The following is a 22,206-nucleotide window of genomic DNA, read 5'->3' on the forward strand; positions in this document are numbered from 1 at the left end:
ATCCCGATTCATATCAAAATTCCAATTTTTTCTATTATCTATACTGTGTCGCATTCTTGATACCGGACAATCTCATGTCAGTAAGTTCTTTTAACCGACGCTGGGCGGCGGTGATCCTTGAAGCCCTGACGCGCCATGGCGTCAGGCACGTGTGTATTGCACCGGGTTCTCGCTCAACGCCGCTGACGCTGGCGGCTGCTGAAAACCGGGCGTTGATTCACCACACCCATTTTGATGAACGCGGCCTCGGCCATCTTGCGCTGGGTCTGGCGAAGGTCAGCAAAGAACCTGTGGCGGTGATCGTCACCTCCGGTACCGCCGTGGCAAATCTCTATCCGGCCCTGATTGAAGCCGGGTTAACCGGTGAAAAACTGATCTTACTGACGGCCGATCGCCCCCCTGAGCTTATCGACTGCGGCGCTAATCAGGCCATTCGCCAGCCGGGGCTCTTTTCATCGCATCCTTCGCAGACGATTTCGTTACCGCGTCCCACCCAGGATATTCCGGCAAGCTGGCTGGTCTCCACCGTCGATCACGCCATGGAGACGTTGCGCAGCGGGGCGTTGCATATCAACTGCCCGTTTGCCGAGCCGCTGTACGGTGAGCTGGACGACACGGGTCTTGACTGGCAGCAGTGCCTTGGCGACTGGTGGGAGAGTGAAAAACCGTGGCTGCGCGAGCAGACGCATCTTGAGAGCGCGAAGCAGCGCGACTGGTTCTTCTGGCGGCAGAAGCGCGGCGTGGTGATCGCCGGGCGCATGAGCGCCGCCGAAGGCAAGCTGGTCGCCGAATGGGCGCAAACCCTTGGCTGGCCGCTGATAGGCGACGTGCTTTCCCAGACCGGTCAGCCGCTGCCGTGCGCCGACCTCTGGCTGGGGAATGCCAAAGCGGTCACCGAACTGGCGCAGGCGCAGATTGTGGTTCAGCTTGGATCGAGTTTGACCGGCAAACGCTTACTGCAGTGGCAGGCCACCTGCACGCCGGAAGAGTACTGGCTGGTGGACGCGCTGGAAGGGCGGCTTGACCCGGCGCACCACCGCGGCCGTCGTCTGGTCAGCAGCATCGATACCTGGCTGACGCTTCATCCGGCTGAGAAACGCAAGCCCTGGGCGGTGGCCATTCCGGACCTTTCGCGCCAGGCGTGGGAACTGACCAAAGCGCACTGTGAAGCGTTTAGCGAAGCCGGGCTGGCGCACCGCATTCGCCAGTGCCTGCCTGAACAGGGGCAGCTGTTTGTCGGCAACAGCCTGGTCGTGCGGCTGATTGACGCATTTTCGAAGCTTCCCGCGGGCTACCCGGTTTACAGCAACCGCGGTGCCAGCGGCATCGACGGGCTGATCTCCACGGCGGCGGGCGTGCAGCGCGCCAGCGCGAAATCGACGCTGGCGATCGTGGGCGATCTCTCCGCGCTCTACGATCTCAACGCGCTGGCGCTGCTGCGTCAGGCGTCTGCCCCTTTTGTGCTGATTGTGGTCAACAACAACGGCGGACAGATTTTCTCCCTGCTGCCAACGCCGCAGAGCGAGCGTGAGCGCTTCTATCTGATGCCGCAGAACGTGCAGTTCGAACACGCCGCGGCGATGTTTAGCCTGAAATACCATCGCCCGGAAAGCTGGGAACAGCTGGACGCGGCGTTAAGCAGCGCCTGGAAGCAGCCGGGTGCGACGCTGATTGAGCTGGTGGTGAACGATGCTGACGGTGCGCAGGCCCTGCAAAGCCTGCTGGCGCAGGTGAGCCAGTTGTGATCCTCTCTGGCGTCCAGCAGGCCGGAAAACCAGGCTATCCCTGGCTGGTCTTTTTGCACGGTTTTTCCGGTGACTGCCGCGAGTGGCAGAGGGTCGGTGAAGGGCTCAGCGATTACCCCCGGCTGTACCTGGATTTGCCGGGGCACGGTGGATCCCAGGATCTTGGCGTGACGGGGTTTGACGAGATGAGCACGTTGCTCACCCGAACCTTTCTTAGTTACAACATACTGAAATTCTGGCTCATCGGGTACTCCCTCGGCGGCCGCATTGCGATGTTCCATGCCTGCCAGCAGCCGAAGGGGCTGCAGGGTGTGATGGTGGAGGGAGGACATCCGGGCCTGCAGGATGCCGAGGCGCGAAATGCGCGGCTGGCGTCCGACCGCCGCTGGGCAACACGTTTTCGCACCGAACCGCTGGAGAAGGTGTTCACTGACTGGTATCAACAGCCCGTGTTCGCCTCCCTCACGGACGCCCAGCGCGAGGCGCTGATTACCCTGCGCAGCCAGAACAACGGCGCGACGCTGGCGATGATGCTCGAGGCTACCTCGCTGGCCGTGCAGCCGGATTTGCGTGCCGCGCTTAGCGCACGCGATTTCTCTTTTGACTATCTCTATGGCGAACGGGATGAGAAGTTCGCGGCCCTTTCCGCGGAAGTGAACGCCGTTCGCCATGCCATTCCCAATGCCGGACACAACGCCCACCGGGAGAACCCCGATGCGGTTATCGCGAGTCTGGCTCAGATACTGCGTTATCGAATAAAGGACACTCTATGATCTATCCTGATGAAAACATGCTCTACGCCCCGGTTGAATGGCAGGACTGCTCCGAAGGCTACACCGACATTCGTTACCACAAATCCACCGACGGCATTGCCAAAATCACCATCAACCGTCCGCAGGTGCGTAACGCCTTCCGTCCGCTGACCGTGAAAGAGATGATTCAGGCCCTGGCGGATGCGCGCTACGACGATAACATCGGCGTGATTGTCCTGACCGGCGAAGGCGATAAGGCGTTCTGCTCCGGTGGCGATCAGAAAGTGCGCGGCGACTACGGCGGATACCAGGACGATGCGGGCACGCACCACCTGAACGTTCTCGATTTCCAGCGTCAGATCCGCACCTGTCCAAAACCGGTGGTGGCGATGGTGGCAGGCTACTCCATCGGCGGCGGTCACGTGCTGCACATGATGTGCGATCTGACCATTGCCGCCGAGAACGCCATCTTCGGCCAGACCGGTCCGAAAGTGGGGTCCTTCGACGGCGGCTGGGGCGCGTCCTACATGGCGCGCATCGTCGGGCAGAAAAAAGCCCGTGAAATTTGGTTCCTGTGCCGTCAGTACAACGCCCAGGAAGCGCTGGATATGGGCCTGGTGAATACCGTGGTGCCGATTGCCGATCTCGAAAAAGAGACCGTACGCTGGTGCCGCGAAATGCTGCAAAACAGCCCGATGGCGCTGCGCTGCCTGAAGGCCGCGCTCAACGCCGACTGTGACGGCCAGGCGGGTCTGCAGGAGCTGGCGGGCAACGCCACCATGTTGTTCTACATGACCGAAGAGGGTCAGGAAGGGCGCAACGCGTTTAACGAAAAACGCCAGCCGGACTTCAGCAAATACAAACGGAACCCGTAATGCGTCGCGCGCAGGTTTACCGCTGGCAGATACCGATGGACGCGGGCGTGGTGCTGCGTGAACGGCGGTTAAAAACCCGTGACGGCTTCTTCGTGCATCTGCAGCAGGACGAGCGGGAAGGCTGGGGCGAGATTTCGCCTCTGCCGGGTTTTAGTCTGGAGTCGCTGGATGACGCGCAGTCAGCATTGCTGGCGTGGGCAGACGCGTGGCGCGCGGGCGCGGATCCGGCGTTGCCGGACGTGCCTTCCGCGGCTTTTGGTATCAGCTGCGCGCTGGCGGAGCTCGACGGTAGCCTGCCTGAAGAGGCTAACTACCGCGCGGCACCGCTCTGCACGGGCGATCCTGACGAGCTGTTCGCGCTGCTCTCCGCCATGCCGGGCGAGAAAGTGGCGAAAATTAAAGTCGGTCTCTACGAGGCGGTGCGCGACGGCATGGTCGCCAACCTGCTGCTGGAGGCGATCCCCGATCTTCATCTGCGTCTGGACGCTAACCGCGCCTGGACGCCGCTCAAGGCGCAGCAGTTTGCAAAGTACGTTAACCCGGCGTACCGCAGCCGCATTGCCTTCCTGGAAGAGCCGTGCAAAACCCGCGACGATTCGCGCGCGTTTGCCCGCGAAACGGGGATTGCCATCGCCTGGGATGAAAGCCTGCGCGAGGACGATTTTGAATTTGTCGCCGAGCCTGGCGTCAGCGCGGTGGTGATTAAACCAACGCTGACCGGCAGCCTGGCGAAGGTGCGCGAGCAGGTCTCGGCGGCGCACGCGCTGGGGCTGACGGCGGTCATCAGCTCGTCGATTGAGTCCAGCCTTGGGCTGACCCAGCTGGCGCGCATTGCCGCCTGGCTAACGCCGGACACGATCCCCGGCCTCGACACGCTGAACCTGATGCAGGCTCAGCTTGTCCGCACGTGGCCGGACAGCGCGCTGCCGTGCTTCGACGTCTCGGCGCTGGAGCCGCTGCGATGAGTTTTACCGACTGGCCGTGGCGACACTGGTGCGCGCAGTTTGCTGATAAACCGGCCCTGCGGCTGGACGACGAGGTGCTCAGCTGGCAGCAGCTGTGCACCCGCATCGACCGCCTGGCGGCAGAGTTTCATCTGCAGGGCGTGGAGGAGGGCGACGGCGTGCTGCTGCTGGCCCATAACCACCCGCAAACCCTTCTGGCGTGGCTGGCGCTGCTGCAGTGCGGGGCGCGCATTCTTCCCGTTAATCCGCAGCTGCCGTGCCCGCTGCTCGACGTGCTGATCCCGCAGATGACGCTGCGCTTTGCGCTGGTACTGGACGGTACCTTTGACGGCCTACCTGCCCTGCGCATGCGCGAGCGCGCGGGCGAATATTGCGTTGCGTGGCAACCGTCGCGGCTCGCGTCCATGACGCTGACCTCCGGCTCCACCGGGCTGCCGAAAGCGGCGGTGCATACCTGCGCCGCCCATCTCGCCAGCGCGCGCGGCGTGCTGGCGCTGATGCCCTACGGCGAAGAAGACGACTGGCTGCTTTCGCTGCCGATGTTTCACGTTTCCGGCCAGGGGATTTTATGGCGCTGGCTGCAGGCCGGGGCGCGGTTAACCGTGCGCGAGAAACAGCCGCTGGCGCAGGCGTTGCTCGGCTGTACGCATGCCTCGCTGGTGCCGACCCAGCTCTGGCGTCTGCTTAATACCCACCAGCCTGTCGCACTGAAAGCGGTGCTGCTGGGCGGGGCCGCCATCCCTGTTGAATTGACACAGCATGCGCGCGCGCAGGGGATTCACACCTTCTGCGGCTACGGCCTGACCGAGTTTGCCTCTACCGTCTGCGCGAAAGCGGCGGACGGCGAGCCGGACGTAGGCCATGCGCTGCCGGGCAGAGAGGTGCAGGTGGTTAACGGTGAGGTCTGGATCCGGGCAGAGAGTATGGCCTCAGGCTACTGGCGGGACGGTGAATTGGTTCCGCTGACCAACGCGCAGGGATGGTTCGCCACCCGCGATCGCGGTGAATGGCATGACGGCCGCCTGACGATCCTGGGCCGCATGGACAACCTCTTCTTTAGCGGCGGAGAAGGGATCCAGCCGGAGAGCCTTGAGCGTGTTATCGCCCGCCATCCGCAGATTAACCAGGTGTTTATCGTCCCGCTGGACGACGCCGAGTTTGGGCAACGTCCGGTGGCGGTGGTGGAGTGCGAGCCGGGCACGGATATCACCTGCTTACCCGACTGGGTCAGGGATAAGGTGGCGCGTTTTGAGCAACCCGTCCGCTGGCTGCTGTTGCCGACCGAACTCAAAAATGGCGGCATCAAAGTCTCACGCCGCGCGCTGCAGCAGTGGGTAAACGCATCGCTGAAGGGATAATAGCCGTTTCAAATAGTTACAATCTACCGTTCTGCCGCACGCAGAGTGCTTGATCCCCGGGAGACTCCGGTTAAAATCTCGCGGTTTTGGGACTTCTTTATAATAATTGTGCGGGATCACGACAATGAAAAAAGTGGCATTACTGGGCCTCGGCCTGATGGTTGTATCTGCGGCGGCTAACGCCATCAGCATTAACGGCTCGGCGGGTCAGGATTACACCCACCTGGGCTTTGGCATGGGTACCGAGACTTCCGGTCTGGCGATGACCGGCGGCTGGACGCATAACGATGACGACGGCGACGCGGCCAGCCTCGGCCTGGGTCTGAACGTTCCTCTTGGCCCGTTCCTGGCCACCGTCGGCGGTAAAGGTATCTATACCAACCCAAATGACGGTGACGAAGGGTACGCGGCGGCAGTGGGCGGCGGCCTGCAGTGGAAGATTGGCGACAGCTTCGGTCTGTTTGGTGAGTACTACTATTCGCCGGACTCCCTCTCAAGCGGTATCGAAAGCTATGAAGAGGCCAACGCCGGCGCGCGCTGGACCATCATGCGTCCGATTACCATCGAAGCGGGCTATCGCTATCTGAACCTGGCCGGCAAAGACGGCAACCGCGACAACGCGCTGGCCGACGGCCCGTACGTGGGCGTCAGCGCAGGCTTCTAATCACTCCGGCGCGGCGTTCTGTCGCGCCAGTTTCTCTCTTCTCCACCCCGCGTTTGCGCTATAGTGTTTTGACCAAATAAGCGGGAGAACATAATGATTAACGTGGAGATGTTATCCACCGGCGACGAAGTGCTGCATGGACAAATTATCGATACCAATGCTGCCTGGCTTGCCGATCTTTTCTTTGAGCAAGGATTACCGTTAACGCGCCGCAATACCGTGGGCGACAATCTTGAGTCGCTGGTCGCTATTCTGCGCGAGCGCAGCGAGCACTGCGACGTGCTGATTGTGAATGGCGGGCTCGGCCCCACTAGCGACGATCTCAGCGCGCTGGCCGCCGCGACCGCAAAAGGCGAAGGGCTGGTGCTGCACGAGGCGTGGCTTTCACAGATGGAGCGCTTTTTCTCCGAACGTGGCCGCGTCATGGCCCCCAGCAACCGCAAACAGGCGGAAATTCCCGCCAGCGCCGAGCTGGTCGATAACCCGGTGGGTACCGCGTGCGGGTTTGCCATGCAGCTGAACCGCTGCCTGATGTTCTTCACGCCGGGCGTGCCCTCAGAATTTAAAGTGATGGTCGAGCAGCAGATCCTGCCGCGCCTTCGCGATCGTTTTACCCTGCCTGAACCTCCGCTGTGCCTGCGTCTGACCACCTTTGGCCGCTCGGAAAGCGATCTGGCCCAGAGCCTTGACCCTCTCCCGCTGCCGACGGGCGTGTCCATGGGCTATCGCTCCTCCATGCCGATCATTGAACTTAAGCTGACAGGCCCGGCCGAGCAGAAAGAGGCGATGCTGGCCCTGTGGCCCGAGGTGCAGCGCGTGGCGGGCGAAAGCCTGATTTTTGAAGGGACGGAAGGGTTGCCCGCGCAGATTGCGGCGCATCTGCAGTCGCGTCAGCTGAGCGTGACCTTAAGCGAGCAGTTCACCGGTGGCCTGCTGGCGCTGCAGCTGTCGCGCGTCAACGCGCCGCTGCTGGCCAGCGAAGTGGTGCCGTTCCAGCAGGAAACCTTGGCGCAAACCGCACGCTGGGCTTCCGAGAGAAGGGTGAAGCATTTTGCCGGTCTGGCGCTGTTCGTCGGGGGGCTGGACGAGGAATACCTTAACTTCGCGCTGGCGACGCCGGAAGGCACCTGGGCCCTGCGGGTGAAAATGAGCATCACCCGCCATAGCCTGGCGGTGCGTCAGGAGGTTTGCGCCATGATGGCGTTGAACATGCTGCGCCGCTGGCTGAATGGTAAAGAGGTTGCCAGCGAGCACGGCTGGATCCATGTGGTCGAGTCGCTGTTTATCGAGTAAAACCTGTGCCGGGGCCTTTCGCCCCGGCACTGTTCAGCCCAGCGCCTTCGCCAGCAGGGTGATTGGATGTTCGCAGCGCTTGCTGGTGGACATCTCAATCTGCCACTTGCAGGTTTCGCAGTCCGTTACCACGATATCCGCGCCGCTCTCTTCAATCTGACGGAACAGCGGAGCGCCAATCGCCTGTGACGTTTCGTAGTTTTCACGCTTAAAGCCGTAGGTCCCCGCAATCCCGCAGCAGCGCGAATCCAGCACCGTCAGCTCCAGGCCTGGAATAAGCCGCAGTAGCTCAAGCGTATAGAGCGACCAGCCCATTTTCTCCATATGACACGGCGTGTGATAGACCACCTTCAGCGGTAATGTCTTCAGCGGCAGCGTCTGTCCGCCGTCCAGCTTGCGCCACAGGAAGCGTGTCGCCAGCTCGATGTGCTCGCGCAGGCCGGTGTTATCCACGTCCAGCAGATGCGGGTACTCGTCGCGCAGGGTGAAGGTACAGGTGGATGAGGTCGCCAGCACCGGAATACCTTTATCGACAATCGCTTCGCGCAGGGAGGTGACATTGCTCTGAGCCTGCCTGCGCGCCTTATCGGTAAACCCGTTAGCAATCAGCGGTACGCCGCAGCACTTCTCTTTGTTCAGTAGCTGAACGCCCGTTCCCATGGCGTTCAGCACCTTCAGCAGGTCTTTACCCAGCTGCGGGTGGTTGTAGTTCACATAGCAGCCGTGGAAAAAGGCCACCTGGTCGGCATACTTCGCCTGTTCCGCCGCGACGGATTTGTACCAGCGGCGGAAGGTGCCGTGAGAATATTTCGGCAGGCTGCGGTGATGGTCTATCTTCAGCGTCGCATCCAGCAGCTGGCGCACCGGCTTGAGCGAGGTCGCGGCATTCACCAGCGGGGCAAAGGGCGTCGAGACGCTGCCCATCAGATCGGTATGGCTCAGGATCGCATCGCGCAGCGTCGGCTTTTGCGTGCTGTAGCGCGCCCGGGCGCGCTGGATGATATCGCCGATTTTAACATCCGACGGGCAGGCGACTTCGCAGCGTTTGCAGTTAATGCAGTATTTCAGCGCCTCGTCGTACAGCTTGCCGTCCTTCAGACGCAGACGCTCGCCGTCCGGCCCGGCCTGTTTCGGGCCAGGGTAGCGAGGGTTCACGCCGCTGACCGGGCAGACGGTGGTACACACCGTGCATTTAATGCAGCTTTCAAAACGGGTGTCGTTCATTGTTCAGCCTCCGTGCGCTGGCTAATCTGCTCTGCCACATATAGCGCCGTGACGGCGCAGACCCCGCCACCGCAGCCCTGGGCAATGGGATCGTACCCGCCCAGCAGCGAGCCGATGGCAAAGAGATTACTGACGGACTTACCGGAAAGTTGCGGATGCAGCTGGCTATCGACAATCACACCGAACTGTTGCCAGGGCTGCGGCGAGAAGAAATCGCTCTGATACCAGTCAGATCGGGAGGCTCGCTGGCGAACATCCAGCCCCATGATGGCTTCCCGGATGCCCTCCCGGCTGCTCAGCAGCCCGTTGCTGAAGAAGCTGCCGCTTGCCAGCACCGTATAGCGGGCGCGAAGCGGAATATCGTCGTGGTTGCGCGTCCAGATTTCGCTCACCGCGCCGTCGGTCAGGGTGATTTTTTTCACCTCATCACCCGCCATCCACACGCCGCCCTGCGCGACAAACTGGCGCTGGAGCTGGGTATTCAGGCGAATGCCGGGTACGGAAGGGGGCAGCGTGGGCAGCAGGCCGAGCGAGCAGGGCAGCCGATCCGAGAGCCAGCGCCAGAGCCGGTTGTCGCGTAAACCAAAGCAGGCGGGCATCAGCAGGGCGTCGCAGCCGTCGCTGAGCGGCCTGAGCGCGTCATACAGCAGCGGCCATTTATCCTCGTTATCCAGAAAACGGGCGATATTCACCGCGCGAAACTCGCTCGGGTTATCGCGCAGGACATCAAGCTCGGGCAGCTCTATCTCTGCCGTTTCGGCGTTAACGCCCTGGCGACAGAGCGACGCCGCCGCGAGATGGGGCTGAAAATCCAGAAAGCCGCTAATACCCACGACCCGCACGCGCGCGGCATTGAAGGGTGCAACGGGCACCTCCTCCGGGCTGAGCCAGGCAGAGCGTAGGGTGCCGAGCGGCGTGACGCGCTGGTGATTGAGCCGGGCGCTTCCCTTCAGACGCGCGCCGCAGTCCGCCAGCAGCGCTTCGGTTTCCAGCGCAAAGCGGTCAATATGCTGCGCGCCAATCAGGTGATACGGGTGCTCCGGCGGCAGCTTATCGCGGTACGCTTCGTCCACCAGATCCAGCGAGCCCGACGAGAAGTGCAGGGCGCTCTGGCCCCGGGTGATAATGGCGCAGCGCAGCCCCTGCTTCGTGAGTTTGATGCCACAGAGCAATCCTGCCAGCCCGCCGCCGACGATGACGGTATCAAATTTCATCGCGTTGCTCCTTCTCAAGACCGCAAAGCCCCTGGTAGACCCAGCGGGTAAATTCGCTTTCGCGCAGGGCATCTCCCCACGCGACAGGCTGAATGCCTTTCCAGCGCTCGTTTAAAAACGCGCTGAGCTGATCGAGCGACTGGGTAGCGGTGGTGGTGTGAAAACGCTGCAATAACCCGGCGGCACGACAGGCGCACAGCTCGCCCTGACAGGTCCCCATTCCAACGCGGGTGCGGCGGCGAAGATCGAGCAGGCTTGTGACCGTCAGGCTCTCCACCGCGTACTGCACCTCACCGGCGGTGACGGCTTCGCACTCGCACACCAGGCTGCGGCTCAGTCGTCCTTCACCGAGCCACTGTGGCGTTCTGTCGCCGTGGCGGTAAATAGCGGACCCGCGCAGCGGCGCGGGCAGGGAGATAATTTTTTGCAGCGTTTTTTCGGTGGACTGACGCGAGCCGGGCAGGGCTTGTTCTGCCGTCACGCACCGTTCCGTATTGCCCAGCTTGCGGCAGACGGCATCGGTCGCCCACTCGGCCATCAGGCGGTAGGTCATCAGCTTGCCGCCGGTGATGGTGATAAACCCGTCCATGCCGTCGCGCTCGGCGTGATCGAGCAGCACGATGCCCCGGCTGACGTTACGCCCGCTCGGGTCGTTATCGCTGGCGACCAGCGGACGCACGCCCGCGTAGGCGCGCAGAATACGCGTCTGGGCCATCACCGGGGCCAGTTTTTCCCCTTCGCGCAGCAGGATGTCGACCTCGTCGGCGGTCACGCGGTTGTAGTCAATCTCGCTGTAGTCCACGTGGGTTGAGGTGGTACCGATTAACGAAATGGTGTCGCCCGGGACGAGGATATCGGCATCAGACGGTTTGCGGCAGCGGTTGATCACGTGGTTATTGATGCGGTGGTCGAGGATCAGCAGCGAGCCTTTTGCCGGGAACATGCGTACCGACAGGTCCGCGTATTCCGCGATGCGCTGCCCCCAGATCCCCGCCGCGTTGACCACAACGGCGGCATACAGCTCGCTGTGTTCGTTATATTGCGTATCAAGGATCCGCACGCCGCAGATGCGATTCCCCTCGCGGATAAGCCCGGTCACTTCGTGCCCGGTCAGGATGTGCGCGCCATGTTCTCGGGCGTCCAGCATATTGGCGGCAGTCAGGCGGAAGGGGTCAACGGTGCCGTCAGGCACTTTCACCGCGCCGATAAGCGCCGGGTTAACCGACGGTTCCAGCCGCCGCGCCAGCACCGGGTCCATGGCCTCAGCCTGAATGCCCGCTGCAGTGCAGGCGGTAATAAAGGTGTCCTGAAAGGCGAGGTCATCTTCGGGAAGGGTAATAAAGAGGCCGTCGGTCGGCTCAATGCAGTGGCGGGCGATACGCTTGAGGATCTGGTTTTCAGCAATACATTCGCGCGCGGATTCACCGTCGGTCACCGCGTACCGCGCGCCGCTGTGCAGCAGGCCGTGGTTACGCCCGGTTGCGCCCGTGGCGATATCATGGCGCTCCAGCAGCGTGACGCTTAAGCCGCGAAGGGCGCAATCGCGTGCGATCCCGGCGCCGGTTGCGCCACCGCCAATGATTATCACATCGCTGTAGCGAGGATCGTGAATGGTCATTGTTTACCCTCTATGTTCGTTTTTTTATCATTTAGCCATATCAATAGTGTGGTTTGTTTGATTTCGAACATAAACGCGCGAAATTCGAAAGTGAAACGTGATTTCATGCGCTTTTTTGCGCATTCTGTCATATTTCTGTAACAATCTGTGCGTTGATTCACAGTAACAATCACCGTGATTTCTTAACATCCCCGCCTCTGGAATTCGGGTGCGAGCCACCTGCTCATTCAATTCAAGGCCACGGAGGCTGTTATGCTCAGTATCTTCAAACCTGCGCCGCATCGGGCGCGTCTGCCAGAGGCAGAAATTGATCCGCTATACCGCCGTCTGCGCTGGCAAATCTTCCTGGGGATCTTCTTCGGGTACGCGGCGTACTACCTTGTACGTAAAAACTTCGCGCTCGCCATGCCTTATCTGGTGGAGCAGGGCTTCTCCCGCGGCGATCTGGGGTTCGCGCTGTCGGGGATCTCAATCGCCTACGGTTTTTCCAAATTCATCATGGGTTCCGTGTCGGATCGCTCGAATCCGCGCGTGTTCCTGCCCGCCGGCCTGATCCTGGCGGCCGCAGTCATGCTGTTCATGGGCTTTGTGCCGTGGGCGACGTCCAGTATTGCGATTATGTTCGTGCTGCTGTTCCTCTGCGGCTGGTTCCAGGGGATGGGGTGGCCGCCGTGCGGACGCACCATGGTGCACTGGTGGTCGCAGAAGGAGCGCGGCGGCATCGTGTCGGTGTGGAACTGCGCGCATAACGTCGGTGGCGGTATTCCGCCGCTGCTGTTCCTGCTGGGGATGGCCTGGTTCAACGACTGGCACGCTGCGCTGTATATGCCTGCTTTCGGCGCCATCGTCGTGGCGATTATCGCTTTCGCGCTGATGCGCGATACGCCGCAGTCCTGCGGCCTGCCGCCGATTGAAGAGTACAAAAACGACTATCCGGATGATTACAGCAAAGAGCACGAAGAAGAGCTGACCGCAAAACAGATCTTCATGAAGTACGTCCTGCCGAACAAGCTGCTGTGGTACATCGCGGTGGCGAACGTGTTCGTTTACCTGCTGCGCTACGGCATCCTCGACTGGTCGCCAACCTACCTGAAAGAGGTGAAGCACTTCGCACTGGATAAATCCTCGTGGGCCTATTTCCTGTATGAATATGCCGGGATCCCGGGCACGCTGCTTTGCGGCTGGATGTCGGACAAGGTGTTTAAAGGTAACCGCGGTGCGACGGGCGTCTTCTTTATGACTCTGGTGACCATCGCGACCGTTGTTTACTGGCTCAACCCGCCGGGCAACCCATCAGTAGACATGGCCTGCATGATCGTCATTGGCTTCCTGATTTACGGTCCGGTAATGCTGATTGGTCTGCACGCGCTGGAGCTGGCACCGAAAAAAGCGGCAGGCACGGCGGCAGGCTTTACCGGTCTGTTCGGCTATCTGGGCGGTTCGGTCGCGGCGAGCGCCATCGTGGGCTACACCGTTGACTTCTTCGGCTGGGACGGCGGCTTTATGGTGATGATCGGCGGTAGCGTGCTGGCGGTACTGCTGCTGATTGTTGTGATGATCGGTGAGAAACGCCACCACGCGGAAGTGCAGGCGCGTCGTCAATAAGGAGTATTGCCATGAAATTATCTTACGTTACAACCGGCCTGCTGCTGGCGGGCCTGATGACCGGCTCCGCGCTGGCGGCGGATAAAATCGTTATCGCCCACCGCGGCGCCAGCGGCTATCTGCCGGAGCATACGCTGCCGGCAAAAGCGATGGCCTATGCCCAGGGCGCGGATTACCTGGAGCAGGATCTGGTGATGACCAAGGACGACCAGCTGGTCGTCCTGCATGACCACTACCTGGACCGCGTGACGGACGTGGCGGAGCGTTTCCCGGACCGCGCGCGCAAAGATGGCCGCTACTACGCCATTGATTTCACCCTGGCGGAGATCCGTTCCCTGAAGTTTACCGAAGGCTTCGAGATTGAAAACGGCAAGAAGGTGCAGGTCTATCCGGGACGTTTCCCGATGGGCAAATCTGACTTCCGAATTCATACCTTCCAGGAAGAGATTGAGTTTGTTCAGGGGCTGAACCACTCCACCGGTAAAAACATCGGTATTTACCCGGAGATCAAAGCGCCGTGGTTCCACCATCAGGAAGGAAAAGACATTGCCGCAAAGACGCTGGAGGTGCTGAAACAGTACGGCTACACCAGCAAGAAGGACAAAGTCTACCTGCAGTGTTTTGACGCCGCCGAGCTGAAGCGCATCAAAACCGAGCTGGAGCCGAAGATGGGCATGAACCTCAATCTGGTGCAGCTGATCGCCTATACCGACTGGAATGAAACCCAGGAGAAGCAGCCGGACGGGAAGTGGGTGAACTACAGCTACGACTGGATGTTTAAGCCGGGCGCGATGAAGCAGATTGCGCAGTACGCCGACGGCATCGGGCCGGATTACCACATGCTGGTGGCGGAAAGCTCAGCGCCGGGCCATGTGAAGCTGACGGCGATGGTGAAAGAGGCGCACGCCAGCAAGATGCAGGTGCATCCGTATACCGTGCGTGCAGACCAGCTGCCGCCGTATGCCACGGACGTGAATCAGCTTTATGAGGTGTTGTATAACCAGGCGGGCGTTGACGGACTGTTTACGGATTTCCCGGATAAAGCGGTAAGCTTTTTGAAGGATTAACGCTGAAATTGCCGGGTGGCGGCTGCGCCTTACCCGGCCTACGAACTGCGGTTTTGTAGGTCGGGTAAGCGAAGCGCCACCCGACACAATCACATCTCGATCTCTATATCGCCTTTTGCCCGGCAGCAGCAGGGCAAAATTTCCCCTTCGTTGATAAAGGCCAGCGGCTCGGTCAGCCAGTCCACCTGGCCGGCGACCAGACGGCAGCGGCAGGAGCCGCAGTAGCCGGAACGACACTGGTACTCTACTTCTACCTGATGCGCCTCAAGCGCCACCAGCAGAGAAGGGTGCTCCTCCCGACACAGTACCTCAGTGCCGGAAAGGCTTAACGTGACGCGTGACATCAGAGCTGGAAGTTGCTCAGGTCGTCGGTGTTGACTTCAGAATCAATCTGACCGACCAGATAAGAGCTCACTTCCACTTCCTGCGGCGCAACCTGCACGTTATCGGACACCAGCCAGGTGTTGATCCACGGGATTGGGTTAGAGCGCGTCTGGAACGGCAGGTCGAGACCGACGGCCTGCATGCGGATGTTGGTGATGTACTCAACGTACTGGCACAGGATGTCTTTGTTCAGGCCAATCATGGAGCCGTCGCGGAACAGGTAGTCTGCCCACTCTTTCTCCTGCTGGGCCGCCAGCACGAACAGGTCGTAGCACTCCTGCTTGCACTCTTCGGCGATTTCCGCCATCTCCGGGTCGTCCGTACCGCTGCGCAGCAGGTTCAGCATGTGCTGGGTGCCGGTCAGGTGCAGGGCTTCATCGCGGGCAATCAGACGGATGATTTTGGCGTTGCCTTCCATCAGCTTGCGCTCGGCAAAGGCGAAGGAGCAGGCGAAGCTCACGTAGAAGCGGATCGCTTCCAGCGCGTTGACGCTCATCAGGCACAGGTACAGCTGCTTTTTCAGCGCGCGCAGGTTCACGGTAACGGTTTTACCGTTCACGTTGTGGGTGCCTTCGCCCAGCAGATGCCAGTAGCTGGTCATCTGGATCAGCTCGTCGTAGTAGTGGGCGATGCCTTCCGCGCGCTTCTGGATCTGCTCGTTGGTAACGATATCGTCAAACACCACCGCCGGATCGTTCACGATGTTGCGGATGATGTGGGTGTAAGAGCGGGAGTGGATCGTCTCGGAGAACGCCCAGGTTTCCACCCAGGTTTCCAGCTCAGGAATCGAGATCAGCGGCAGCAGCGCCACGTTCGGGCTACGACCCTGAATGGAGTCCAGCAGCGTCTGGTACTTCAGGTTGCTGATGAAGATATGCTTTTCGTGATCCGGCAGCGACTGGTAGTCAATACGGTCGCGGGAGACGTCCACTTCTTCCGGGCGCCAGAAGAAGGAGAGTTGCTTTTCGATCAGCTTTTCGAAGATGTCATATTTTTGCTGATCGTAGCGTGCCACGTTGACCGGCTGGCCGAAGAACATCGGCTCTTTGAGCTGGTCGTTTTTCGTCTGTGAAAAGGTGGTGTATGCCATGAGTGTGTCCTGTGAGAGATTTTGTCAGTCGGGCAAACAAAATCGTAGGCCGGGTAAGCGTAGCGCCACCCGGCATTTACATTAGATCTTACATGCGCCGCTTTCGCAGCCATCGTCCTGAATTGACGGTACCATGTCGTCCTGCGCGTCTTCCGCACCGTCACGGGTGTTGTGATAGTACAGCGTTTTCACGCCAAATTTATAGGCGGTCAGCAGGTCTTTCAGCAATTGCTGCATCGGAACCTTGCCGGACGGGAAGCGCGTCGGGTCATAGTTGGTATTGGCAGAGATCGACTGGTCGATAAACTTCTGCATGATACCTACCAGCTGCAGGTAGCCGTCGTTGTTTGGCATTTCCCACAGCAGCTCGTAGTTGTTGCCCAGGGTTTCGTAATCCGGTACGACCTGACGCAGCACGCCGTCTTTCGACGCTTTAATGCTGACGTGGCCGCGCGGCGGTTCAATACCGTTGGTGGCGTTAGAGATCTGCGACGAGGTCTCGGACGGCATCAGGGCAGAGAGCGTGGAGTTACGCAGGCCGTGGGTCTTGATGGACTCACGCAGGCCTTCCCAGTCGAGGTGCAGCGGCTCGCTGACAATCGCATCCAGGTCTTTCTTGTAGGTGTCGATTGGCAGAATGCCTTTCGCGTAGGTGGTTTCGTTGAACCACGGGCACGCGCCTTGCTCTTTCGCCAGCTCGTTAGAGGCTTTCATCAGATAGTACTGAATCGCTTCGAACGTCTGGTGCGTCAGGTTGTTGGCGCTGCCGTCAGAGTAACGCTTGCCGTTTTTCGCCAGCCAGTAGGCGAAGTTGATCACGCCGATACCCAGGGTACGGCGGCCCATCGCACCGCGTTTAGCAGCCGGGATTGGGTAATCCTGGTAGTCCAGCAGGGCGTCGAGCGCGCGAACCGCCAGCACGGCCAGCTCTTCCAGCTCGTCCAGGCTCTTAATCGCGCCCAGGTTAAACGCGGACAGCGTACACAGCGCGATTTCGCCGTTTTCGTCGTTCACGTCTTCCAGCGGTTTGGTCGGCAGGGCGATCTCCAGGCACAGGTTAGACTGGCGCACCGGGGCGACGACCGGGTCAAACGGGCTGTGGGTGTTGCAGTGGTCCACGTTCTGGATGTAGATACGGCCAGTAGAGGCACGTTCCTGCATCATCAGGGAGAACAGGTCTACCGCCTTCACGCGCTGCTTTCGGATGCTGTCGTCTTTTTCGTATTTGGTGTACAGACGCTCGAACTCGTCCTGATCGGCAAAGAACGCGTCATACAGGCCCGGAACGTCGGACGGGCTGAACAGCGTGATGTCTTCGCCTTTCAGCAGACGGGTGTACATCAGCTTGTTGATCTGCACGCCGTAGTCCATGTGGCGCACGCGGTTGCCTTCAACGCCGCGGTTGTTTTTCAGGACCAGCAGGCTTTCCACTTCCAGGTGCCACATTGGGTAGAACAGGGTCGCAGCACCGCCGCGCACGCCGCCCTGAGAGCAGGATTTTACTGCCGTCTGGAAGTGTTTATAGAACGGGATACAGCCGGTGTGGAACGCTTCACCGCCGCGAATCGGGCTGCCCAGCGCACGGATGCGACCGGCGTTGATGCCGATACCGGCACGCTGGGAAACGTATTTCACGATGGCGCTGGAGGTGGCGTTGATGGAATCCAGGCTGTCACCACACTCGATCAGTACGCAGGAGCTGAACTGACGGGTTGGGGTACGCACGCCAGACATGATTGGCGTCGGCAGAGAAATCTTGAACGTGGAGACCGCATCGTAGAAACGCTTCACGTATTGCAGACGGGTGTCACGCGGGTAGTTAGAGAACAGGCAGGCGGCCACCAGAATATAGAGGAACTGGGCGCTTTCGTAGATCTCACCGGTTACGCGGTTCTGAACCAGGTATTTGCCTTCGAGCTGCTTAACCGCCGCGTAGGAGAAGTTCATGTCGCGCCAGTGATCGATAAACCCGTTCATCTGCTCGAACTCTTCTTCCGTATAGTCTTCCAGCAGATGCGTGTCGTATTTGCCCAGCTCAACCATTTTCACCACGTGATCGTAAAGCTTCGGCGGCTCAAACTGGCCGTAGGCTTTTTTACGCAGGTGGAAAATCGCCAGACGTGCAGCGAGGTACTGATAATCCGGTGCTTCGCGGGAGATGAGGTCTGCCGCTGCTTTAATGATCGTTTCGTGGATATCAGACGTTTTGATGCCGTCGTAGAACTGAATGTGGGAACGCAGTTCAACCTGGGAGATAGATACGTTGTTCAGTCCTTCTGCTGCCCAGTCGAGAACTCGATGGATTTTGTCCAGATTGATACGCTCGGTAGTACCGTCGCGCTTTGTCACCAGCAGACTCTGATTCATGTGGGTTTTACCTGTCCGTGAAATAAAAAATATCCCCCGCTTATCCACAGATCCGTCTTGTGACTAACTCTGTGGATAAATACTACATATAGGGGGTTTGCGATAAGAAAAACGCTATATGGTGAGTATTCTAGTATCGAATCTTTTCAGCACAAGGGTTGATTTTGACGTTAAATTGAGGTTGTGAAAGGGTAAAAAAGGCTAAGTCCTCGTACCGTAAGGCCTGGAAGACATGTCAATAATTAAGAAAAAAAATTCAAAATTTGATCGAGTGCTGATTTCTTCAACGAGAGGTCAGAATTGCGCAACATGATGTCGCGCAATCTTTATAAGAATAACGAATGACGTTAGTCGTTTTTGGCGGTTGTGTGCAACATATAGTTAACATCAACGCCCGGTGCGAGTTTGAATTTATCGGTCAGCGGATTGTAGTGCAGGCCGGTGATGTGCTGCTCTTTGAGCCAGGTCTGGTCAACCCAGCTTAACAACTCCGCAGGCTTGATGAATTTCTTCACGTCGTGGGTCCCTTTCGGCACCATGCGCAGCACATACTCCGCGCCGACAACGGCCATCAGCCAGGCTTTACCGTTGCGGTTGATGGTTGAGAAGAAGACCTGGCCGCCCGGCTTCACCAGTTTTGCACAGGCGTGCACCACCGACTGCGGATCGGGAACGTGCTCCAGCATCTCCATGCAGGTCACCACATCGTACTGATGGGCGTGTTTCGCCGCATGCTCTTCCACGGTTTCCTGCACGTATTCCACCTGTATACCGGACTCCAGCGCATGAAGGCGGGCCACCTGCAGCGGTTCAAAGCCCATATCCAGGCCAGTGACGTTCGCCCCTTCGCGCGCCATGCTTTCAGCCAGGATGCCGCCGCCGCAGCCGACGTCGAGCACTTTCTTACCGAACAGACCGCCGGAACGCTCCGCGATATAGCCCAGACGCAGCGGGTTAATGCGATGCAGCGGTTTGAACTCACCTTCGAGATCCCACCAGCGGGACGCCACCGCTTCAAATTTGGCAATCTCTTCGTGGTCAACGTTGTGAGCCGTCGGGGATTTTTCGGCATTCATGGGCGCTTTTACTCCTTATTTAGCAAGACAAAGGAGTATATCAGGCAATCCCCGTGAATAAAGCGTATAGGTTTACCTCAATCACCTCGGCTGTGTTATAATTTGCGACCTTTGAATCCGGGATACAGTAGAGGGATAGCGGTTAGATGAGCGACCTTGCGAGAGAAATTACACCGGTTAACATCGAGGAAGAGCTGAAGAGCTCCTATCTGGACTATGCGATGTCGGTCATTGTTGGCCGTGCGCTGCCGGACGTCCGCGATGGCCTTAAGCCGGTACACCGTCGCGTACTATACGCCATGAACGTATTGGGCAATGACTGGAATAAAGCCTATAAAAAATCTGCCCGCGTCGTCGGTGACGTCATCGGTAAATATCACCCGCATGGTGATACCGCCGTTTATGACACCATCGTTCGTATGGCGCAGCCATTCTCCTTGCGTTACATGCTGGTAGATGGTCAGGGTAACTTTGGTTCAGTCGACGGCGACTCCGCTGCGGCGATGCGTTATACGGAAATCCGTATGTCGAAAATCGCTCATGAGCTGATGGCCGACCTGGAAAAAGAGACCGTTGATTTCGTCGATAACTACGACGGCACCGAGCGCATCCCAGATGTGATGCCAACCAAGATCCCGAACCTGCTGGTTAACGGTTCGTCCGGTATCGCGGTCGGTATGGCAACTAACATTCCGCCGCACAATATCACTGAGGTGATCAACGGCTGCCTGGCCTATATCGACGATGAAGACATCAGCATTGAAGGGCTGATGGAACACATCCCGGGCCCGGACTTCCCGACGGCGGCGATCATCAACGGTCGTCGCGGTATTGAAGAAGCGTACCGCACCGGCCGCGGCAAGATTTACATCCGTGCCCGCGCCGAAGTGGAAGCGGACGCTAAAACCGGCCGTGAAACCATCATTGTTCACGAGATCCCGTATCAGGTGAACAAAGCGCGTCTGATTGAAAAAATCGCCGAGCTGGTAAAAGAAAAACGTGTTGAAGGGATCAGCGCGCTGCGTGACGAGTCTGACAAAGACGGTATGCGCATCGTGATTGAGATCAAACGCGACGCGGTGGGTGAGGTTGTGCTGAACAACCTGTACTCCCAGACTCAGCTTCAGGTCTCCTTCGGTATCAACATGGTTGCACTGCACCATGGTCAGCCGAAGATCATGAACCTGAAAGAGATCCTGAGCGCGTTCGTGCGTCACCGCCGTGAAGTGGTGACCCGTCGTACCATCTTCGAACTGCGCAAAGCGCGCGACCGTGCGCACATCCTTGAAGCGCTGGCGGTTGCGCTGGCCAACATCGACCCGATCATTGAACTGATCCGTCGTGCGCCAACCCCGGCGGAAGCGAAAGCCGCCCTGATTTCCCGTCCGTGGGATCTGGGTAACGTCGCCGCGATGCTGGAACGTGCGGGCGATGACGCAGCGCGTCCTGAGTGGCTGGAACCTGAATTCGGCGTGCGTGACGGTCAGTATTACCTGACTGAACAGCAGGCCCAGGCGATTCTGGATCTGCGTCTGCAGAAACTGACCGGCCTTGAGCATGAAAAACTGCTCGACGAATACAAAGAGCTGCTGGAACAGATTGCTGAGCTGCTGCACATCCTGGGCAGCGCAGAGCGTCTGATGGAAGTGATCCGTGAAGAGCTGGAACTGGTGCGCGATCAGTTCGGCGATGCGCGCCGCACCGAAATCACCGCGAACAGCTCTGATATCAACATTGAAGACCTGATCAACCGCGAAGACGTGGTGGTCACCCTGTCTCACCAGGGCTATGTGAAGTATCAGCCGCTGACCGACTACGAAGCACAGCGTCGTGGCGGTAAAGGCAAATCTGCAGCACGTATTAAAGAAGAAGACTTTATTGACCGCCTGCTGGTGGCCAACACCCATGACACGATCCTCTGCTTCTCCAGCCGTGGTCGTCTGTACTGGATGAAGGTTTATCAGCTGCCGGAAGCGAGCCGTGGCGCGCGTGGTCGTCCAATCGTTAACCTGCTGCCGCTGGAAGCGAACGAACGTATCACCGCCATCCTGCCGGTACGCGAGTACGAAGAGGGCGTGAACGTCTTTATGGCGACCGCCAGCGGTACCGTGAAGAAAACCGCACTGACCGAGTTCAGCCGCCCACGTTCCGCAGGGATCATCGCGGTGAACCTGAACGAAGGCGACGAGCTGATCGGCGTGGATCTGACCTCCGGTTCTGATGAAGTAATGCTGTTCTCTGCGGCCGGTAAAGTGGTGCGCTTTAAAGAGAATGCCGTCCGCGCGATGGGTCGTACCGCTACGGGCGTTCGTGGTATCAAACTGGCTGGCGAAGACAGCGTTGTTTCTCTGATTATTCCGCGCGGTGAAGGGGCTATCCTGACCGTCACGCAGAATGGTTACGGTAAACGTACGGCGGAAGGGGAATACCCAACCAAGTCTCGCGGCACGCAGGGCGTTATCTCTATCAAAGTGACCGAGCGCAACGGTTCCGTTGTGGGCGCGGTGCAGGTGGACGATGCCGACCAGATCATGATGATCACCGATGCCGGTACGCTGGTGCGTACCCGCGTGTCTGAGATCAGCGTGGTAGGGCGTAACACCCAGGGCGTAATCCTCATCCGTACAGCGGAAGATGAAAACGTGGTGGGTCTGCAGCGTGTTGCTGAGCCGGTGGATGACGAAGAGCTCGATTCCATCGACGGTAGCGTTGCGGAAGGCGATGATGATATCGCGCCGGAAGCCGATACTGACGATGACGCAGCGGATGACGCTGACGAGTAATGTCTCCTGATGCAAAAAAGGGCCGGATTCCGGCCCTTTTCTTTTGCACAAGCAGATAAGTCAACGTTGCGACCTGGCGCGTTTACCGCTACCTTAACCACATTCTTTTGACCCCGACGGCGGAGC

17 protein-coding genes are annotated in these 22,206 nt (G+C 59.3%); 10 read left to right on the plus strand and 7 right to left on the minus strand.

What is annotated here, in order from left to right:
- Positions 1-74: 74 nt before the first annotated feature.
- The 7 genes from menD (at position 75) to NQ230_RS07500 (ending at position 7,652) form a co-directional block, all read left to right on the plus strand.
- Positions 75-1,745 (plus strand): 2-succinyl-5-enolpyruvyl-6-hydroxy-3-cyclohexene-1-carboxylic-acid synthase, encoded by a 1,671-nt coding sequence (menD, locus tag NQ230_RS07470; RefSeq protein WP_257260624.1) that lies wholly within the window; start codon positions 75-77, stop codon positions 1,743-1,745.
- On the plus strand, positions 1,742-2,518 hold the full coding sequence (menH, locus tag NQ230_RS07475; RefSeq protein WP_257260625.1) for a 2-succinyl-6-hydroxy-2,4-cyclohexadiene-1-carboxylate synthase: 777 nt from the start codon (positions 1,742-1,744) through the stop codon (positions 2,516-2,518). The genes menD and menH overlap by 4 nt, the downstream gene beginning before the upstream one ends.
- The gene (menB, locus tag NQ230_RS07480; protein ID WP_023312524.1) at positions 2,515-3,372 is read left to right on the plus strand and encodes a 1,4-dihydroxy-2-naphthoyl-CoA synthase; all 858 of its coding nucleotides are present in this window, start codon (positions 2,515-2,517) and stop codon (positions 3,370-3,372) included. The genes menH and menB overlap by 4 nt, the downstream gene beginning before the upstream one ends.
- On the plus strand, positions 3,372-4,337 hold the full coding sequence (gene menC / locus NQ230_RS07485) for an o-succinylbenzoate synthase (protein WP_193939386.1): 966 nt from the start codon (positions 3,372-3,374) through the stop codon (positions 4,335-4,337). The genes menB and menC overlap by 1 nt, the downstream gene beginning before the upstream one ends.
- A complete protein-coding gene (menE, locus tag NQ230_RS07490) occupies positions 4,334-5,695 on the plus strand; it encodes an o-succinylbenzoate--CoA ligase (RefSeq protein ID WP_257260626.1) in 1,362 nt (453 codons plus the stop codon). The genes menC and menE overlap by 4 nt, the downstream gene beginning before the upstream one ends.
- 124 nt (positions 5,696-5,819) lie before the next feature.
- Positions 5,820-6,359, plus strand: coding sequence for a YfaZ family outer membrane protein (locus NQ230_RS07495; RefSeq protein WP_257260627.1), 540 nt, complete (start codon positions 5,820-5,822; stop codon positions 6,357-6,359).
- 93 nt (positions 6,360-6,452) lie between these two features.
- Positions 6,453-7,652 (plus strand): nicotinamide mononucleotide deamidase-related protein YfaY, encoded by a 1,200-nt coding sequence (locus tag NQ230_RS07500; protein ID WP_257260629.1) that lies wholly within the window; start codon positions 6,453-6,455, stop codon positions 7,650-7,652.
- 33 nt (positions 7,653-7,685) lie between these two features.
- Here NQ230_RS07500 and glpC read toward each other — a convergent pair whose 3' ends face one another.
- Genes glpC through glpA form a run of 3 tightly spaced genes read right to left on the minus strand, consistent with a single transcriptional unit; the run spans position 7,686 to position 11,708 of the window.
- On the minus strand, positions 7,686-8,876 hold the full coding sequence (gene glpC / locus NQ230_RS07505; protein ID WP_257260630.1) for an anaerobic glycerol-3-phosphate dehydrogenase subunit GlpC: 1,191 nt from the start codon (positions 8,874-8,876) through the stop codon (positions 7,686-7,688).
- Positions 8,873-10,090 (minus strand): glycerol-3-phosphate dehydrogenase subunit GlpB, encoded by a 1,218-nt coding sequence (gene glpB / locus NQ230_RS07510; RefSeq protein ID WP_257260631.1) that lies wholly within the window; start codon positions 10,088-10,090, stop codon positions 8,873-8,875. The genes glpC and glpB overlap by 4 nt, the downstream gene beginning before the upstream one ends.
- Entirely contained in the window at positions 10,080-11,708 is a 1,629-nt protein-coding gene (gene glpA, locus NQ230_RS07515) for an anaerobic glycerol-3-phosphate dehydrogenase subunit A (protein ID WP_257260632.1), read from the minus strand. Before glpA ends, glpB begins: the two co-directional genes overlap by 11 nt.
- A 252-nt stretch (positions 11,709-11,960) precedes the next feature.
- Here glpA and glpT point away from each other — a divergent pair, with 252 nt between their 5' ends.
- Both glpT and glpQ read left to right on the plus strand, forming a co-directional pair.
- Positions 11,961-13,313: a glycerol-3-phosphate transporter gene (gene glpT, locus NQ230_RS07520; protein WP_029740922.1), complete on the plus strand. Its 1,353-nt coding sequence runs from the start codon at positions 11,961-11,963 to the stop codon at positions 13,311-13,313.
- Between the two features lie 11 nt (positions 13,314-13,324).
- A complete protein-coding gene (glpQ, locus tag NQ230_RS07525; protein ID WP_257260633.1) occupies positions 13,325-14,380 on the plus strand; it encodes a glycerophosphodiester phosphodiesterase in 1,056 nt (351 codons plus the stop codon).
- A gap of 89 nt (positions 14,381-14,469) precedes the next feature.
- On the opposite strand, the gene yfaE is transcribed toward glpQ, so the two are convergent.
- The 4 genes from yfaE to ubiG form a co-directional block, all read right to left on the minus strand.
- Complete coding sequence (gene yfaE / locus NQ230_RS07530; RefSeq protein ID WP_008500234.1) at positions 14,470-14,724, minus strand: class I ribonucleotide reductase maintenance protein YfaE; 255 nt, start codon at positions 14,722-14,724, stop codon at positions 14,470-14,472.
- The gene (nrdB, locus tag NQ230_RS07535; RefSeq protein ID WP_029740920.1) at positions 14,724-15,854 is read right to left on the minus strand and encodes a class Ia ribonucleoside-diphosphate reductase subunit beta; all 1,131 of its coding nucleotides are present in this window, start codon (positions 15,852-15,854) and stop codon (positions 14,724-14,726) included. Before nrdB ends, yfaE begins: the two co-directional genes overlap by 1 nt.
- 81 nt (positions 15,855-15,935) lie before the next feature.
- Positions 15,936-18,221 carry a class 1a ribonucleoside-diphosphate reductase subunit alpha gene (gene nrdA / locus NQ230_RS07540; RefSeq protein ID WP_121425289.1) on the minus strand — a complete coding sequence of 762 codons (2,286 nt, stop codon included), beginning with the start codon at positions 18,219-18,221 and terminating at the stop codon, positions 15,936-15,938.
- Positions 18,222-18,568: 347 nt separating this feature from the next.
- The gene (gene ubiG / locus NQ230_RS07545) at positions 18,569-19,297 is read right to left on the minus strand and encodes a bifunctional 2-polyprenyl-6-hydroxyphenol methylase/3-demethylubiquinol 3-O-methyltransferase UbiG (RefSeq protein WP_159514600.1); all 729 of its coding nucleotides are present in this window, start codon (positions 19,295-19,297) and stop codon (positions 18,569-18,571) included.
- Positions 19,298-19,443: 146 nt separating this feature from the next.
- Between ubiG and gyrA the strand changes: the two genes are divergently transcribed.
- Positions 19,444-22,080 (plus strand): DNA topoisomerase (ATP-hydrolyzing) subunit A, encoded by a 2,637-nt coding sequence (gene gyrA / locus NQ230_RS07550; RefSeq protein WP_159514599.1) that lies wholly within the window; start codon positions 19,444-19,446, stop codon positions 22,078-22,080.
- Positions 22,081-22,206: the final 126 nt, after the last annotated feature.

Source organism: Enterobacter asburiae (assembly GCF_024599655.1).
Taxonomy (GTDB): Bacteria; Pseudomonadota; Gammaproteobacteria; order Enterobacterales; family Enterobacteriaceae; genus Enterobacter; species Enterobacter asburiae_D.

What these genes read in the sequence shown, in the direction of transcription:
- menD (WP_257260624.1), top strand. Translation starts at nt 75, where the DNA reads ATGTCAGTAAGTTCTTTTAACCGACGCTGGGCGGCGGTGATCCTTGAA.
- menB (WP_023312524.1), top strand. Translation starts at nt 2,515, where the DNA reads ATGATCTATCCTGATGAAAACATGCTCTACGCCCCGGTTGAATGGCAG.
- menC (WP_193939386.1), top strand. Translation starts at nt 3,372, where the DNA reads ATGCGTCGCGCGCAGGTTTACCGCTGGCAGATACCGATGGACGCGGGC.
- menE (WP_257260626.1), top strand. Translation starts at nt 4,334, where the DNA reads ATGAGTTTTACCGACTGGCCGTGGCGACACTGGTGCGCGCAGTTTGCT.
- NQ230_RS07495 (WP_257260627.1), top strand. Translation starts at nt 5,820, where the DNA reads ATGAAAAAAGTGGCATTACTGGGCCTCGGCCTGATGGTTGTATCTGCG.
- NQ230_RS07500 (WP_257260629.1), top strand. Translation starts at nt 6,453, where the DNA reads ATGATTAACGTGGAGATGTTATCCACCGGCGACGAAGTGCTGCATGGA.
- glpC (WP_257260630.1), bottom strand. Translation starts at nt 8,876, where the DNA reads ATGAACGACACCCGTTTTGAAAGCTGCATTAAATGCACGGTGTGTACC.
- glpB (WP_257260631.1), bottom strand. Translation starts at nt 10,090, where the DNA reads ATGAAATTTGATACCGTCATCGTCGGCGGCGGGCTGGCAGGATTGCTC.
- glpA (WP_257260632.1), bottom strand. Translation starts at nt 11,708, where the DNA reads ATGACCATTCACGATCCTCGCTACAGCGATGTGATAATCATTGGCGGT.
- glpT (WP_029740922.1), top strand. Translation starts at nt 11,961, where the DNA reads ATGCTCAGTATCTTCAAACCTGCGCCGCATCGGGCGCGTCTGCCAGAG.
- glpQ (WP_257260633.1), top strand. Translation starts at nt 13,325, where the DNA reads ATGAAATTATCTTACGTTACAACCGGCCTGCTGCTGGCGGGCCTGATG.
- yfaE (WP_008500234.1), bottom strand. Translation starts at nt 14,724, where the DNA reads ATGTCACGCGTCACGTTAAGCCTTTCCGGCACTGAGGTACTGTGTCGG.
- nrdB (WP_029740920.1), bottom strand. Translation starts at nt 15,854, where the DNA reads ATGGCATACACCACCTTTTCACAGACGAAAAACGACCAGCTCAAAGAG.
- nrdA (WP_121425289.1), bottom strand. Translation starts at nt 18,221, where the DNA reads ATGAATCAGAGTCTGCTGGTGACAAAGCGCGACGGTACTACCGAGCGT.
- ubiG (WP_159514600.1), bottom strand. Translation starts at nt 19,297, where the DNA reads ATGAATGCCGAAAAATCCCCGACGGCTCACAACGTTGACCACGAAGAG.
- gyrA (WP_159514599.1), top strand. Translation starts at nt 19,444, where the DNA reads ATGAGCGACCTTGCGAGAGAAATTACACCGGTTAACATCGAGGAAGAG.